Annotated in this window: 17 protein-coding genes and 1 pseudogene; 11 read left to right on the plus strand and 7 right to left on the minus strand. The window is 71.9% G+C overall.

Going from position 1 to position 14,800, the window contains the following annotated elements:
• Positions 1-5: 5 nt before the first annotated feature.
• A complete protein-coding gene (locus tag AC1DUQ_RS05180; protein ID WP_477059535.1) occupies positions 6-419 on the minus strand; it encodes a MarR family winged helix-turn-helix transcriptional regulator in 414 nt (137 codons plus the stop codon).
• A 106-nt stretch (positions 420-525) separates the two neighbouring features.
• Here AC1DUQ_RS05180 and AC1DUQ_RS05185 point away from each other — a divergent pair, with 106 nt between their 5' ends.
• Entirely contained in the window at positions 526-1,053 is a 528-nt protein-coding gene (locus AC1DUQ_RS05185; RefSeq protein WP_477059536.1) for a flavodoxin family protein, read from the plus strand.
• 11 nt (positions 1,054-1,064) lie between these two features.
• On the opposite strand, the gene AC1DUQ_RS05190 is transcribed toward AC1DUQ_RS05185, so the two are convergent.
• Complete coding sequence (locus AC1DUQ_RS05190; protein WP_477073477.1) at positions 1,065-1,964, minus strand: helix-turn-helix transcriptional regulator; 900 nt, start codon at positions 1,962-1,964, stop codon at positions 1,065-1,067.
• Between the two features lie 86 nt (positions 1,965-2,050).
• Here AC1DUQ_RS05190 and AC1DUQ_RS05195 point away from each other — a divergent pair, with 86 nt between their 5' ends.
• Positions 2,051-2,935 carry an aldo/keto reductase gene (locus AC1DUQ_RS05195; protein WP_477059538.1) on the plus strand — a complete coding sequence of 295 codons (885 nt, stop codon included), beginning with the start codon at positions 2,051-2,053 and terminating at the stop codon, positions 2,933-2,935.
• A gap of 188 nt (positions 2,936-3,123) precedes the next feature.
• Here the strand turns inward: AC1DUQ_RS05195 and AC1DUQ_RS05200 are convergent, their stop codons facing one another.
• Positions 3,124-3,522 (minus strand): GNAT family N-acetyltransferase, encoded by a 399-nt coding sequence (locus AC1DUQ_RS05200; RefSeq protein ID WP_477073480.1) that lies wholly within the window; start codon positions 3,520-3,522, stop codon positions 3,124-3,126.
• A gap of 5 nt (positions 3,523-3,527) precedes the next feature.
• Complete coding sequence (locus AC1DUQ_RS05205) at positions 3,528-4,028, minus strand: AAA family ATPase (RefSeq protein ID WP_477059540.1); 501 nt, start codon at positions 4,026-4,028, stop codon at positions 3,528-3,530.
• A gap of 135 nt (positions 4,029-4,163) precedes the next feature.
• Here AC1DUQ_RS05205 and AC1DUQ_RS05210 point away from each other — a divergent pair, with 135 nt between their 5' ends.
• From AC1DUQ_RS05210 to AC1DUQ_RS05220, 3 genes are all read left to right on the plus strand, one after another.
• Positions 4,164-4,484: a hypothetical protein gene (locus AC1DUQ_RS05210; protein WP_477059541.1), complete on the plus strand. Its 321-nt coding sequence runs from the start codon at positions 4,164-4,166 to the stop codon at positions 4,482-4,484.
• A gap of 203 nt (positions 4,485-4,687) precedes the next feature.
• Positions 4,688-6,781 (plus strand): class I tRNA ligase family protein, encoded by a 2,094-nt coding sequence (locus tag AC1DUQ_RS05215; RefSeq protein ID WP_477059542.1) that lies wholly within the window; start codon positions 4,688-4,690, stop codon positions 6,779-6,781.
• An 84-nt stretch (positions 6,782-6,865) separates the two neighbouring features.
• The gene (locus tag AC1DUQ_RS05220) at positions 6,866-7,564 is read left to right on the plus strand and encodes a VOC family protein (RefSeq protein ID WP_477059543.1); all 699 of its coding nucleotides are present in this window, start codon (positions 6,866-6,868) and stop codon (positions 7,562-7,564) included.
• A 7-nt stretch (positions 7,565-7,571) separates the two neighbouring features.
• Here AC1DUQ_RS05220 and AC1DUQ_RS05225 read toward each other — a convergent pair whose 3' ends face one another.
• Together AC1DUQ_RS05225 and AC1DUQ_RS05230 are read right to left on the minus strand one after the other, a co-directional pair.
• Positions 7,572-7,937 carry an Lrp/AsnC family transcriptional regulator gene (locus AC1DUQ_RS05225; protein ID WP_477059544.1) on the minus strand — a complete coding sequence of 122 codons (366 nt, stop codon included), beginning with the start codon at positions 7,935-7,937 and terminating at the stop codon, positions 7,572-7,574.
• Positions 7,938-7,943: 6 nt separating this feature from the next.
• Positions 7,944-8,057, minus strand: a pseudogene (locus AC1DUQ_RS05230) (AsnC family transcriptional regulator); the annotation flags it as partial.
• A gap of 131 nt (positions 8,058-8,188) precedes the next feature.
• Here AC1DUQ_RS05230 and AC1DUQ_RS05235 point away from each other — a divergent pair.
• The 5 genes from AC1DUQ_RS05235 to AC1DUQ_RS05255 all read left to right on the plus strand — a co-directional run bounded on the left by AC1DUQ_RS05235 (position 8,189) and on the right by AC1DUQ_RS05255 (position 13,112).
• On the plus strand, positions 8,189-9,406 hold the full coding sequence (locus AC1DUQ_RS05235; protein ID WP_477059545.1) for an MFS transporter: 1,218 nt from the start codon (positions 8,189-8,191) through the stop codon (positions 9,404-9,406).
• A 44-nt stretch (positions 9,407-9,450) separates the two neighbouring features.
• Positions 9,451-9,603: a hypothetical protein gene (locus tag AC1DUQ_RS05240; protein ID WP_477059546.1), complete on the plus strand. Its 153-nt coding sequence runs from the start codon at positions 9,451-9,453 to the stop codon at positions 9,601-9,603.
• Positions 9,600-11,360, plus strand: coding sequence for a glycosyltransferase family 2 protein (locus tag AC1DUQ_RS05245; protein ID WP_477059547.1), 1,761 nt, complete (start codon positions 9,600-9,602; stop codon positions 11,358-11,360). The genes AC1DUQ_RS05240 and AC1DUQ_RS05245 overlap by 4 nt, the downstream gene beginning before the upstream one ends.
• Positions 11,361-11,399: 39 nt before the next feature.
• Positions 11,400-11,837, plus strand: a complete 438-nt coding sequence (locus tag AC1DUQ_RS05250; RefSeq protein WP_477059548.1) for a VOC family protein — start codon at positions 11,400-11,402, stop codon at positions 11,835-11,837.
• A gap of 90 nt (positions 11,838-11,927) precedes the next feature.
• Positions 11,928-13,112: a VOC family protein gene (locus AC1DUQ_RS05255; RefSeq protein ID WP_477073478.1), complete on the plus strand. Its 1,185-nt coding sequence runs from the start codon at positions 11,928-11,930 to the stop codon at positions 13,110-13,112.
• A gap of 9 nt (positions 13,113-13,121) precedes the next feature.
• Here AC1DUQ_RS05255 and AC1DUQ_RS05260 read toward each other — a convergent pair whose 3' ends face one another.
• Complete coding sequence (locus tag AC1DUQ_RS05260) at positions 13,122-13,343, minus strand: hypothetical protein (protein ID WP_477059550.1); 222 nt, start codon at positions 13,341-13,343, stop codon at positions 13,122-13,124.
• A 131-nt stretch (positions 13,344-13,474) separates the two neighbouring features.
• Between AC1DUQ_RS05260 and AC1DUQ_RS05265 the strand changes: the two genes are divergently transcribed.
• The coding region (locus tag AC1DUQ_RS05265; protein WP_477073479.1) for a chymotrypsin family serine protease at positions 13,475-14,800 on the plus strand (1,326 nt) is incomplete at its 3' end.

Raw genomic sequence — 14,800 nt, forward strand, 5'->3', positions numbered from 1 at the left:
GCGCATCACCGCACCCCCAGCCGCGACCGCAGCCGCAGCAGGACGGCGGTGGCGTCCGCGACACCGGGCTCGTCGCTCAGGTGCTCATCGAGCTCGCGCTGCAGCAGCGCGGCGCCGACCGCGAGCGCGTCCGAACCCGCCGGCGTCAGCGCGACGAACGAGGAGCGCCGGTCGCCCGGGTTCGCGCGGCGCACCGCCCACCCGTCGCGCTCCAGCCGGTCCACGAGCTTGCTGGCGGCGCCGACCGTGATCGCCAGCTCGGTGCGGATCTCGTGCACCCGGCAGTCCTCGGGGTGCCGTCCGACCACCCGCAGCGCCGAGAGGGTCGCGAGCGAGACGGCGCCGGCGTCCCGGAGCCGGTCGTCGAGGTGGTTCCACAGCTCCGTCTCGTACCGGACGAGTGCGTCGAAGAAGTCCATGTCGGGCACAACTAGGTGCCGATGAACTATATTCCTGTCAATCATCATGATCGGGTGAGGACGTTAGGCCTGCGACACCTGCCTACCGGCACGGGACCGTGAGTCCATGAGTGCGCTCCTGGTCTTCGAGTCGATGTACGGCAGTACCGCTGCGATCGCCGAGGCCGTCGCCGCCGGGCTGGCCGACCTGCGCATCCCGACCACCGTGTGCGAGGTGGGAATGGCCCACGTCCCGTCGTTCAACACCCGGCCGAGCCTGCTCGTGATCGGCGCCCCCACCCACCAGCGCGGACTGTCCACCACGCGCACCCGGGACGTGGCGCGTGGGGACGTCGCCGAGACCGTGTCGCGCGGAGACGGCGTGCGGGAGTGGCTCGACCAGCTGGTCGGTCGGGTGTCCGGCCAGCCGACCGCCGTCTTCGACACCGCGGTCGCCGGCCGGCTCTCCGGCTCCGCCGCCGCCACGATCGGCAAGCGGCTCACCAAGGCCGGCGCGGTCCTGGTGGTCCCGCCTGAGTCCTTCACGGTGAGCGGCCGGAGCAGCGGGCTGCTGCCCGACGAGCTCGAGCACGCCCGCTCCTGGGGCCGCAGTCTCGCCCTGTTCGCGGCGGCCGCGGCCGCGAGCGGCTCCTGACCGCGAGCGCCTCAGCCCTGCGCAGCCTCGATCGGGGCCAGGGTCGTCGCCGCCCAGGACGCCAGGAGCGTGAGCCCGTCCGCGGACGGTGACCCGGGGACGGCGGTGTACACGTTGAGCTGCAGCCCCGGGTCGGCGGGCAGCACGAGGGCCTCGTAGTCGAGCTCGAGCAGGCCGACCGCCGGGTGGTGGAAGACCTTGGTGCCCGAGCGGTGGTAGCGCACGTCGTGCGAGGCCCACAGGCGGCGGAAGTCCTCGCTGCGGGTCGACAGCTCGCCGACCAGGTCGGTCAGACGCTTGTCGTACGGGTTGCGGCCGGCCTCGGCGCGCAGGATCGCCACGGCGTCGTGCGCCATCCGGTCGGCCCTGTCGCCCCAGAACGCGCGCGCACCGGCCGGGTCGAGGAACTGGAACCGGGCCGTGTTCACCGGCCCGCCGGGCACGTGCTGGGGCGAGTCGTAGAGGGGCGCGTACAGGGCGCGACCGAGCAGGTTGGCGCCGAGCACGTCGAGCCGGGCGTTGCGGACGAACGCCGGTGCACCGTCCAGGGCGTCGACGATGCGCTGGACCGCGGGACGCAGGACCGGCGCCGGCTGGCGGCGGGCACGGGAGCGGGCCACACCCGAGGCGTTGGCGGCGCGAGCCAGGTCGAACAGGTGACCCCGCTCGGCCTCGTCGAGCTGGAGCGCCTCCGCGAGGGCCTCGAGGACCTCCTCGGACACCCCCGACAGGTTCCCGCGCTCCATGCGCGTGTAGTAGTCGATGCTCACGCCGGCGAGCATCGAGACCTCCTCGCGGCGCAGCCCGGGCACGCGCCGGTTCCCGCCATAGGCAGCCAGGTTGGCGCGCTCGGGGGTGATCCGGCCGCGTCGCGTCGTGAGGAACTCACGCGTCTCGGCTCTCAGGTCCATGGTTCGACCGTACGTCTCCTGCTACGCCCCCGGGAGGTACCACCAGACCCTCCCGGTGGGTCGGAACCCTTCGTACCGTGGCAGGCATGACGATCCCCACCCTCACCCTGAACAACGGCGTCACGATGCCCGCCCTGGGCTTCGGCGTCTTCCAGACCCCGCCCGACGAGACCGTCGCAGCGGTGCGCAGCGCGTTGCAGGTCGGCTACCGGCACATCGACACGGCCGCCGCCTACGGCAACGAGCGGGAGGTCGGCCGGGCGATCCGCGAGTCCGGGCTGCCCCGCGACGAGGTGTTCGTCGAGACCAAGGTCTGGATCAGCGACTTCGGCTACGACGCCACCCTGCACGCGTTCGACAAGTCCGCCGGCAAGCTCGGCGTCGACACCATCGACCTGCTGATCCTGCACCAGGCGCTGCCCGGCCGGTTCGACCTGACGATCGACGCCTACCGCGCCCTCGAGCAGCTGCTGGCGGACGGCAAGGTCCGCGCGATCGGCGTCTCCAACTTCATGGCCGACCACCTGACCGACCTGCTCGAGGCCACCACCGTGGTGCCGGCCGTGAACCAGATCGAGATCCACCCGTACTTCCGGCAGCCCTCGGTCCTGGCAGCCGACGCCGAGCACGGCATCGTGTCCCAAGCCTGGTCCCCGATCGGCGGCATCACGTTCTACCGCGACGCCGGTCACACCTCGACGCTCGAGGACCCGGTCATCGGCGCGATCGCGCGGGCCCACCTCAGGACCCCGGCGCAGGTGATGCTGCGTTGGCACCTGCAGCAGGGCCGCTCGGCGATCCCCAAGTCCGTCACACCCTCGCGCATCGCGGAGAACTTCGCCGTCACCGACTTCGACCTCACCGACGACGAGCTCGCCTCGATCGACGCCCTCGACACCGACCACCGCGGCGGCCCGGCCCCGGAGGTCGTGACCCTCGAGACGTTCGGCCGCGACATCCCGGAGGCCTGAACCGGGCGCGGCGAGGCGTGGCAGGACGTCCCGGCCGGACGCGAGCCGGGCTGGTTCTGGCGCTCGGACGCCGGCGGCAGGGCCGGCTGGGGCCCGACGAGCCGGCCCGCGCCGCAGTGGACCCGGCCCGGCGCGACCCCGGAGCAGACCCTCGGCCGGCACGGCCACCACCACTGATCTGGTGACGGCTACCGCTCGAGCCTCAGGACTCCCGCGCGCGTCGAGGCGAAGCCGCACTGCCGGTAGAACGGTTCCAGGTGGGGCTCGTAGTCGACGTGCAGCCACTCGCACCCGGCCGACCGGACTTCGTCGACCAGCGCCTCGACCAGCCGCCGACCGATCCCACGACGCTGCCGCTCGGGATCGACCACGGCGTCGAGGAGGAACGCGTGCGCCCCGCCGTCCCAGCACGCATGGACGAAGCCGACGAGGCGATCGCCCTCGAACGCCCCGACCCAGGTGAGCGCGTGCCGGCTGAGCCGGCTCGCCCACGGGACGACCTGCGCGGGTCTCCCGTCGTCGAACGCGCGGGTGTGGAGCCGGGAGAGTGCCTCGTCGTCGACGTCGAACCGCACGACGAGATCCATGGTGCTCACGCGTCCGGGTTGCATCGACGGAGGATGTCGTCGACGACGCGCTCGATCGGTGCCGTGGAGTCGATGACCACGCCGTCCTTCGGGACGTCGGCTCTCGTCTGATGCCATCGCACGATGAGGTCCCGGTCCGTGGGCCGTCCGCCACCCCACTCCTCGTCCGGCCGTGCGTCGAGCCGCCGATGCAACGTGGGGAGGTCGACCTCGAGGACGAAGACCTCGTCGAACAGGTCGAGGAACGTCGAGAAGTTCCTCGACCCACCGCAGAAGAACGTGGCCTCCACGGTGCGGTCCGCGGCGAGGGCTCGCACCTTGTCGACGTCCCAGAGGTGGTTCTCGTGCCCGCCGTCGAGGGTTGGCTCGCCGGTCGACGGATCGCCCAGGTAGGCCAGCTCCCGGTCGCCATGGACGACCTGGTGGCCGCGCCGCTGCAGCTCGTCGGCCACGGTGGTCTTGCCGGTGCCGGAGAGCCCTTCGACCAGGTAGTTCCTCCTGCCCATGCGCGGGAACGTAGCACCGCCCAGCCGCAGGTCCTGTGCACATTCCGTGTCCGTCGGGCGATACCCCGGACGGGTGCGAGCACGACGGCTACCGTCACGAACACCGGTGGGCCGAGCGATCAGGCGGAGGATGCGATGAGCAGTCGGACGTGGCGCATCGGTGTGGGGCTCGTCGCCGTCACCCTCACCGCGTCCTTGACCGCGTGCAGCGACACAGGCGACCTGTCCATCAGGAACGACGGGAGCGCCGACGTCACCGTCCTGACCGGGGACGAGGAGGTCACCGTCTCGGCGGGGGGCGGAGCAGCCCTCCTCGACTACGGCTGCACGCCCGGCGACGTCACCGTCGAGTTCCCGTCCGACAAGTCCGTGGTGCTGGCCGGGCCGGTGTGTCCGGGACAGGAGATCGTCATCGGGGACGGCACGGCCGGCTTGGAGAGCACGAGCGCCGGGTGACGGGTGGTGCGTCGGAGCGCACCGCGCGCACAATGGAGGCATGGCCACCGCGCGCGCACCCCGGTTCCTGGGTTCGCTGCGCCTCGCGCTCGTTCCGTAGCCCTCGCCGTCCGTAGGACACCTGGCGAGGGCTCTCCTGTGCTCGTCGAGCAGATCTCGACTCGAGCGACGACTCCAGGACACGTACGGACGGACCCACGACCATGCCTACCTCGACCACCCCCAGCGACCGCTACCGGCGATGGCAAGCGGCCGGCGCCTTCGCCGCGACCGGCACGACCGACGCACCGACGTGGGCCATGATCCTGCCCCCGCCGAACATCACGGGCGACCTCCACCTGGGGCACGCCTACGAGCACACGCTCTCCGACACCCTGGCCCGACGGCAGCGGATGAGTGGCGCGGACACCCTGTGGCTCCCCGGCCTCGACCACGCCGCGATCGCCACGAACGCGCTCCTCGAGCGCCGGCTGCGCGCGGAGGGGACCAGCCGGGACGAGATCGGTCGCGACGAGTTCGCCCGCCGCGCCTGGGCGTGGAAGAGGTCGTGCGCCGACGGCATCACCGCGCAGATGCGTCTCCTCGGCGACAGCCCGGACTGGGACCGGCTGACGTTCACGCTCGACGACGGGCCGAGCCGCGCCACCCGCACGGCGTTCACCCGCCTGTTCGACGAGGGCCTGGTCTACCGCGCCGAGCGGGAGACCCTGTGGTGTCCCGGGTGCGCCACCACGCTGTCCGACATCGAGGCCGACGAGTCGACCGGCACGCCCGCCTGCTCTCGCTGCCGCACCACCCTGGAGACCCGCTCCACCCCGCAGTGGTACCTGCGCACCAGCGCACTCGCCGCCCCAGCGACCGCCGCGATCACGAGCGGGACGACGCGCATCGAGCCGGACGAGGCCCGGCGGGACTATCTGCGATGGGCGGCCGACCTGGGCGACTGGTGCATCTCCCGGCAGCTGTGGTGGGGCCACCGCATCCCGATCTGGTACGGCCCCGACGGGGAGGCGCGCGCGTTCGCGTCCGACGAGCAGATCCCTGCCGGGTGGACGCGGGACCTGGACACCCTGGACACGTGGTTCTCGTCGGCCCTCTGGCCGCTCTCGACCCTGGGGTGGCCGGACGACACCCCTGACCTGCACCGGTTCTACCCGAACGACCTGCTCATCACCGGCAACGACCTGATCTTCTTCTGGGCGCTCCGGATGATGCTGCTGTGCACCCACCTGACCGGGCAGGCACCGTTCCGGCGCATGCTGTTCCACGGCATGATCCGCGACGAGCACGGCAAGAAGATGAGCAAGAGCTTCGGCAACACCATCGACCCGCAGCCGCTCATCGCCCAGCACGGGCCCGACGCGCTGCGGTTCTCGATGGCCAGGAAGGCTCGCCCCGGAGCGGACGTCCCGTTCGGCCTCGACGACCTCACGCGCGCGCGGGGCTACGTGACCAAGCTGCGCAGCATCGCGGGCCTGGCCGCTCGACTCGGGTGCACGTGGGAGACAGCGCGGCCGACGACGACGCACCTGCTCGACCGGTGGCTGCTGACCCGTCTCGACGCGGCCCTGGCGGAGGCGGACGCGGGCTACGACAGCGGCGACCTGGCTCGCGCAGCGGACGCCCTGACCCGCCTGGCCGAGGACGACCTGTCCGGGCTGTACCTCGAAGCGCGCAAGGACGACCTGTACCGCGGCGACGGTGGTGCGATCGCCGCGCTCTCCCACGCCCTGACGGCGCTGCTCCTGGCGCTGCACCCGATGCTGCCGTTCCTCACCGAGGAGCTCGCCGAGGAGATCGGCTGGACCGGGATCATGGACCAGGAGCCGTTCCCCGCGTCGGCGCGGCCGGACGAGGAGGCAGCATCCGCCGGAGCCCAGCTGCGGGAGCTGCGCGACGCGGCCCGCGCCCACCGGGGCCGGCAGGGCTTCCCCGCTGCGGCGTGGCTCCCCGCGCGCGGCGACGGCATCGCGCTGTGGACCGAGCTGTGTCGCACGGCCCGCCTCACCGACGGGGAGCTCGGCGAGAGCACCAGGATCAGCCGACGCGGCGGGACCTTGACCCTTCCCGCGGCCCCGGAGCTCGACGATGCGCAGCGGCGCTCGCTGGAGCGGCAGCTGGCGAAGGCCCAGGAGCAGACCGACCGCCTGTCGTCGCGACTTGCCGACGCCGGGTTCCTGGGGCGCGCACCGGCCGCCGCGCAGGGGAAGGCACGGGCCGACCTGGAGGCCAACCGCTCCGAGCGCGACCGCCTCGCGGGGTTGCTCGCACCGTCGTCGATCGGGGGCGGAGACTGACGCCGTCGAGGTGTGTGGCCGCTCAGTGACCGCCGTCCGAAAATGACCTGTGCCGGAACATCGCACCGTGCCTAGCCTGCGAAGGTGCCCTCCCGACTGACGGCCGTCGTGTTCGACGCCCACGACCCCACGCGTGTGGCCCAGTTCTGGGCCGGCATCCTGGGCCGCGACGCCGTCACGGACTCGCGCGGAGCCCTCCTGCCCGGCTCCGACACACAGGTCGGACTGCGGTTCGAGCCCAGCCCGACGACGAAGGTCGGCCTCAACCGCACCCACCTCCACCTCACGAGCACCAGCCCGGCCGACCAGCAGGCGACCGTCGCGCACGCGCTCCGGCTCGGCGGCAGCCACGTGGACGTCGGGCAGCTGCCGGAGGAGGGGCACGTGGTGCTCGCCGATCCCGAGGGCAACGAGCTGTGCGTGATCGAGCCGGGCAACAAGTTCCTCGCGGGCTGCGGCTTCCTCGGCGAGGTGGCGTGCACGGGCACCCGCGACGTCGGCCTGTTCTGGGCGGAGGCCCTGGGGTGGCCGCTGGTGTGGGACCAGGACGAGGAGACCGCGGTGCAGTCCCCGCTCGGCGGCACGAAGGTCGCATGGGGCGGTCCGCCGGTGCCGCCGAAGCAGGGCAGGAACCGCCAGCGGTTCGACCTCGACCTCGTCGACGGGGACCTCGCGGCCGAGGTGGATCGGCTGGTTGCGCTCGGCGCCACCCGGCTGGGCGTGGTCGAGGAGGGCGCGGTCGAGCTGGCCGACACCGACGGCAACGAGTTCCGACTGGGCTGAGCCCCGGTCAGGCGTCGTCCGGCCCGGCCTCGCGGCTCCATCCCGGCGACGGCTGCGCGGACCGGGTGTGCGCGGGAGGCTCGGCGACCGGGCGGCCCTCGTACTGGGTGGAGAGCACGATCTGGGTGTCGATCTCGCCGTGCCTGCCGATGCGCTCGAAGATCTCCTCGAGGTGCGGCATCGACGCGGCACGCACCCGCAGGAGGGTGCACGAGCTGCCGCTGAGCTTGTGGATCTCGACGACCTCGGGGAACTCGTCGGACGCCGTGGTCCTGAGCAGGCAGCGTCCGGGCGAGCACCGCAGCTTGATGAACGCAGTCAGGGGGAGGCCCGCACGCGCGGGGTCGATCCGGGCCTGGTACCCGGCGATCACCCCCGCCTCCTCCAGCCGCCGGACCCGGTCGGCGACCGCGGGCGGGGACAGGCTGACCTTGCGGCCGAGCTGGTTGAACGACGGCGACCGTCGTCCTGCAGCTCGGCGAGGATGCGCCAGTCCGTGCTGTCGAGCGGTTTGCTCATCTGTAAACCGTAGTCCGGGAACACCTTGTGATCAGTAGGCGAAGAGCCACCAACGTCTGCGATCGGCCATTCACGGCAGCGCCTGGCCTTCGTAGCGTCGATCGCATGACCCCTGGCGCAGCACGTCCCACCGCCGTCGCCCCCGCGACGACCGCACTGTTCACCGGTGCGGCCCTGAGCAGTGCGGTGATCGCGACGACCAGCACGGTGGCCGCGCTGGTGGCGGTCGACGTCCTCGGACGAGCCTGGGGCGGGGTGCCCGGCACCGCGGCGGTCGTCGGGACCGGGCTCGGCGCCCTCCTGGTCACCGCACTCACCCACCGCGCCGGCACCGGGACCGCCCTGCGCCTCGGGTACCTGGCGAGCGCGCTCGGCGCCGCAGCCGGTGCCGTGGCCGTGCCGCTCGGACACATCCCGCTGCTCGTCGGCGCGATGCTCCTGATCGGCCTGGGGAACGCCGCCGCGCAGCTGTCCCGGTACGCGGCAGCTGAGCTGGTGCCCGCGGGACGGCGCGGCGTCGCCATCGGCCTGATCGTCTGGGCCGGCACCGTCGGGGCCGTGGGCGGCCCCCTGCTCCTGCTCCCCACCGCGCGCCTCGCCGAGGCGGTCGGACGGCCCGCTCTGTCCGGTGCGTTCCTGCTCAGCGTCCCGGCGGGACTGCTCGCCGCGCTGGCGGTGAGCGGGCTGCGCACGGCCAGGCGACCCCGCACCGGGCGCGGGGTACCTGTGCGGACCGTCCTGGGATCACCGGCCGGTCGCGACGGCCTCGCCGTGATGGTCACCGGCCAGGTCGTGATGGCCGCCGTGATGACGTCGGTGCCGGTCCAGCTCCACCTGCACCATCACGAGCTCGACGTCGTCGGCGTGATCCTCGCCGCCCACACGCTCGGCATGTTCGTCCTGTCGCCGCTCACGGGACGCCTCGTCGACCGCCTGGGCCCGGGGCGGGTGATGGCGCTCGGTCTCGGCACGCTGCTGGTCTCGACGGTCGTGGCCGCGTCCGGCTCCCTGGTCCCGCAGGCGGTGGGCCTGTTCGCGCTCGGCTACGGGTGGAACCTGTGCTTCGTCGGCGGCAGCGCGTCGCTGGCCGTCGGGTTGCCGGCGGAGCAGCGGACCGACGTGGAGGGCTCCGTCGAGGCCGTCGTGTGGGTCTCCGCGGCGGCCGGCACCCTCACCTCGACCGTGGTCCTCGCGCTCGCCGGGTGGTCCGCGTTGACCCTGGCGGCCGGCGCCCTCGTCGTCGTGCCCGCTCTCCTGGTGCTGGTCGACCGGCGGCGGACGCAGCCTCGACGTGCCGGATCTCCCGCCGAGACCCGGCGGTAGGCTGCCGAACGGCGGTGGTGGCCGACTGGCGGGGGGTTCGCTCGATGCCGTTGTGGCTGATCCTCACGCTCGCCGGGGTGGCGCTCGTGATCGGTGGCTTCGCCGGTCTGGGCACGATCCTGCTCTGGCTCGGCCTGATCATCGTCCTCACCGGCCTCGTCGGCGCCGTCATGACGCAGCGACGGAACCGACCATGACCCCGAGGCCGCCGCGGACCTGGCATCGTCGAGCCGCCCGGCTCGGCTGGGTCACCGCCGCGCTCGCCCTGGCCGCTGCACTGCTCCTGGGGTGGGCGATCTGGCTCCTGGCGACGAGTGCTCCGCCGATCGTCCCGGACGCCGAGATCGCGATCGCGATCCTGCCGGTGGACGTCGAGCTGAGAGCACCGCGACCGATCATCGTCCTGGCGGTGGGCCTGACGGTCGCAGCGTTCCTGGTCGCGATGACCGCTCAGCAGACTGCCGCCGCGATGCGCGTGCTGTCCTGGGGTCGCGGGCTCGAGCGACCGGTACCCCGAGCGACCGCCGTGCTGGGGCGTCGCGTCCTCGGCGCCGCGGCCACGCGCGCACTCGCGCTGGACGACCCGCCCGCCTGGCCGCGCTCCGCCATCCCCGCCGACGCCGACGCCGCGGGAGGGGTCGTGCGGTGCACCGTCCTGATCCCGGCGCACGACGAGCAGGCCGTGATCGGTCGGACCCTCACCTCGCTGCTCGGGCAGGTCCGCGCACCGGACCGCATTCTCGTCGTCGCGGACAACTGCGCCGACGCGACCGTGCAGATCGCTCGCGACCACGGCGTCGAGGTGGTCGAGACGGTCGACAACACGCAGGCCAAGGCCGGTGCGCTCAACCAGGTGCTGGCTCGCCTCCTGCCGGACGCCGGACCTGCGGACGTCGTGCTCGTGATGGATGCCGACTCGACGATCACTCCCGACTTCCTGGAGGTGGCGCTCGGCCGGCTGGAGGACGACCCCGACCTGATGGCGGTCGGCGGTCTGTTCTCCGGCGAGGACGGCGGGCGGCTCCTCGGGCAGATGCAGCGCAACGAGTTCGCCCGGTACCAGCGGGTGCTGCGTCGTCGGGAAGGGCGCGTGTTCGTCCTGACGGGCACCGCGTCGGTGATCCGCGCGTACGCGTTGCGTGCCGTCGCGGAGGCGAGGGGCTCGTTGATCCCCGGTCGGCCCGGCGACGTCTACGACACGCTGGCCATGACCGAGGACAACGAGCTCACCCTGGCGCTGAAGACGCTCGGGGCGGGGCTGGCGTCCCCGCCGGAGTGCCGGGTCGTCACGGAGGTCATGCCGACGTGGCGGGACCTGCGCCGGCAGCGCAACCGGTGGCAGCGCGGTGCGTTGGAGAACATCGCGGCCTACGGCCTGACGCGCACCACCGCCCACTACTGGTGGCAGCAGGTCGGGCTCGCGTACGGGGTCGTCGCGCTGAACTCCTTCCTCCTTCTCACGACGATCTCCCTGCTCGCGGCCGACGGGTTCCGCTGGTCGATGTTCTGGACCACGGTCGGGCTGGTCTTCCTGCTCGAGCGCGTCGTGACCGCCTGGGCGGAGGGGTGGCGCGGGCGGCTGGTGGCGTTGCCGCTGGTGCTCGAGCTGGGGTACGCGCTGTTCCTGCAGTCGACGTTCGTCACGTCGCTCGTGCAGATCGCGAGCGGGAAGAAGTCGGGGTGGAACTACGTCCCACGGACCACGGTCACCGCGCTCGCTCTGCCCCTGCTGCTCGCCGCGCCCCTGCTGGGCCAGTGGAACCCCCTGCCGTCCTCTGTCCTGGAGTCGACGTGGTTCGAGGCGTTGAGCCTGTTCGTCGGCGTGAACACATTGGTCTTCGCGGTGTTGAGCGTGTTCCAGCTGCTACCGCCGATCCGACGGTCGGTACACCGGATCCAGGCACGCCGGGCCGCTCGGCAGCGTCGGCGCACGTCTGCCGCGGTGCGCGCGTGATCGGGCTGTCCCGACCGCCGGCTCGGTAGCATGCGCGACATGCCCATCAGGCTCGAGAACGTCGGCATCGCGGTGCGCGATCTCGAGGCGACGATCTCGTTCTTCACCGACCTCGGCCTCACGGTCGTCGGCCGTGACACGGTCAGCGGTGAGTGGACCGACACGGCCGTCGGTCTCGACGGCAACCACGCCAAGATCGCGATGCTCCAGACGCCCGACGGTCACGGTCGCATCGAGCTCTTCGAGTACATCCACCCCGAAGCGATCGAGACGGAGCCCACTCGTCCGAACGAGATCGGCATGCACCGCGTCGCCTTCTCGGTCGACGACATCGACGCCGCCCTCGAGACTGCCGCGAGGCACGGTTACCGTCCGCTCCGCGGCGTGGCGACGTACGAGGACGTCTACAAGCTCACCTACCTCCGCGGTCCCAGCGGCATCCTCGTGATGCTCGCCGAGGAGCTGAAGAAGGCGTAGGGGGCCATGGCCCCAGCCGACCCGACCCGCGATACTGACACGACCGCCGCGATCGACGGTGGACGCGCCGGCCTCCGAAGGGACTCGACAGTGCCGGACAGGACAGAGGTCGGGACGGACTGGCGGGTCGTCGACGGCGCGGTGACGGCGTGGTTCGACGCGCCCTCGCTCACCGACGGGGCTGCGCTGGCCGGACGCATCGTGGAGCTGCCTGGCGAGATCGTGGTCGACCTGCGCGCGACAGGCGTGCGGGTGCGCCTCGACTCCGCCGAGCACGCCGAGACGGTGTCGGCGGCCGCGCGGGAGCTCGGGCTGGTGGCGAACCCTTCCGCGCTGCAGCACCTGAGCGTCGTGCTCGAGTCCGCGGACCCGGCTGCGGTCGGGCCGTTCTGGCAGCGCGCACTCGACTACGCGCCCGGCCCGGACAGCGGTCTGGCGGATCCGTTGCGGCGCGACCCCGCGATGCGGATCCGGCAGTCGAGCGAGCCACGGCCGTTGCGCAACCGCATCCACCTCGACGTGGTGCGGCCGGCCGCGGCGGTCGAGCAGGCGGGTCTGGGTGAGGCGTACGGAGCGTACGGGGTCTGTCACGCCGACCCCGACGGCAACGAGGTCGACCTGGTGCCGGGCGACGCGCTCGGCGAGGAGACCGGGACGGCCGACTGGCAGGCGGTGTTCAGTGCGATGGCGTGCTACCGCACCACCTCGCCGGCCCAGCAGCGTGACCTGGCCGTCACCGCAGCGGCGCTGGCCGACGACGCCGGCTTCCCGCTGCTGGTCGACCTGCGCCCGGGGCTCGTGATCCTCGACAGCGGCAAAGACCAGTGGGTGGACGATGCCCACGGCCTCGAGCTCGACTTCACCGACCTCGCCCGTAACCTCCAGACCGCTGCCCGCGAGTTCGGGGCCACGGCGGACCCGGGGCTGCCACGCTTCGTCCAGCTCTTCTTCGACGCCGCCGACGTCGCCGCGGTCCGCGCGTTCTGGGTCGCCGCCCTCGGCTACACCCCCGACCGGCGAGACTGGAACACCGACATCGTCGATCCGTGGCGGCTGAACCCGGTGCTGGTGTTCCAGGACATCGACACGTCGGAGACGGAGCGTCGCCGGCAGCGCAACCRCATCCACGTCGAGCTCGCCGTGCCGTCGGACCTCGCGCAGACGCGCCTCGCCACGAGCATCGCAGCCGGTGGCCGGATCCTGGACGAGTCGGAGGGTAGGTGGCGGGTCGCCGACCCCGAGGGCAACGAGCTGGTGGTCGTCAGCGGGGCCTGAGCCCGGGCGTCACTGCAGCGTGTAGCCGCCGCGGACGACCTTGAGCGGCAGACCGTCCAGCTCGTCGGCGTCCAGCTCGGCGGGGAGCTCGGCGTCCGGGGAGACGGTGACCTCGAGCACCAGACCGGAGTCGGTCTGCTTCACGCCGACCGCGTTGACGCCTGCGAGATCGATGAGCCGCGCCTCGTGCTCGCGCTGGACGGCGACGGCCTCGTCATACGTGAGTGCCATCGCACCATCGTCCCACTCGTGCCGAGGCGCCGCCCGCCGTCGTCGGACGTATCTCCCTCACCGAGGGTGCGCTCCTGTCCCATGGGTGGGTGTCTGCCCATCCGACGGTGGTGCATACGAGGGGGTAAGCCATGCCATCCATTGCGGAGCTGGTCGCCATCAAGGAGCGCGTCGAGGCGGAGTACCTCGCACGGCCCGGCGTGACCGGCATCGATGTCGGGTACAAGGTCGTGGGGGGCGTCCAGACGGACGAGGTCGCCATCCGGGTCCACGTCGAGAAGAAGAAGGCCAGCGTGCCGAAGGCGCAGCTGGTTCCGGCGACGATCGACGGCGCTGTCACGGACGTGCTCGAGCGCACCTACGAGCTGCAGGTCGTCCGCGAGCCGCTGGACTTCAGCGCCCAGGCGGACACGACTCACTACGCCACCCTCCAGGGCGGCATCAGCATCGGCCCGAGCAGGGCGATCGGCGGCTTCGTCTTCGCCGGAACGTTGGGCGCGATCGTCACGGACAACGTCAGCGGCAAGAAGGCGGCAGTGACCAACTTCCACGTGGCGTGCGTGGACAGCGGGTGGGCCGTGGGCGACCGTCAGGTACAGCCCAGCCGCGTCGACACGGGCACGGTGCCCGGCGACGAGTTCGGGGCGATCCTGCGAGCCGTCCTGTCGTCGCACGTGGACGGCGCAGTCATCTCGATCGATGCGGGCAAGACGACGGCGGGGACGATCGTCGACATCGGGACGGTCAACGGCACCAAGCCGGCGACGCTCGGGATGGTGGTCCGCAAGCGCGGACGCACCACCGGTCTGACGCACGGTTCCGTCGACGGGCTGTCGCTCACCGTGAACGTCGACTACGGCGACGGCCTCGGCGTCCACACCCTCACCAACCAGGTGAGCATCGCCACCGACACCGCACAGAACCCGCTGTTCTCCGACCACGGCGACTCCGGTTCCGTCATCGTCGACTCGACCGGTGCGGTCGTGGCCCTGCTGTTCGCCGGATCCGGCACGAACACCGTCGGCAACCCGATCGCGAGCGTCCTGTCCGAGCTGAACATCGCCATCCCCAAGGGGAAGTCGATCATCAAGGACATCAAGGACGGTCGCAAGGACATCATCAAGGACAAGGACAAGGAGCTCCGCAAGGACTTCATCAAGGACAAGGAGCTGAGGAAGGAAGTCATCAAGGACAAGGAGCTCAAGAAGGAGCTCATCATCGACGGGAAGCGGCTCAAGGACATCAAGGACGTGTTCAAGTCGCCCGACATCCCCGGCCACCCGGGTGACCCCGGCGACGGTCCGGGCTTCGGTGGTGGCTTCGACGACCGCCTGGCCGAGCTCGAGGGCCGACTCGGCTCGCTCGAGAGCTTCATCTCGCCCGAGCTCCGCCCGGACCTGACCTCCAGCGCGTTCAGCGCCGAGGAGGAGCTCTCGACCGACGAGATCGCAGCACTG

It is taken from the genome of Cellulomonas sp. P4_B5_2 (assembly GCF_056402235.1).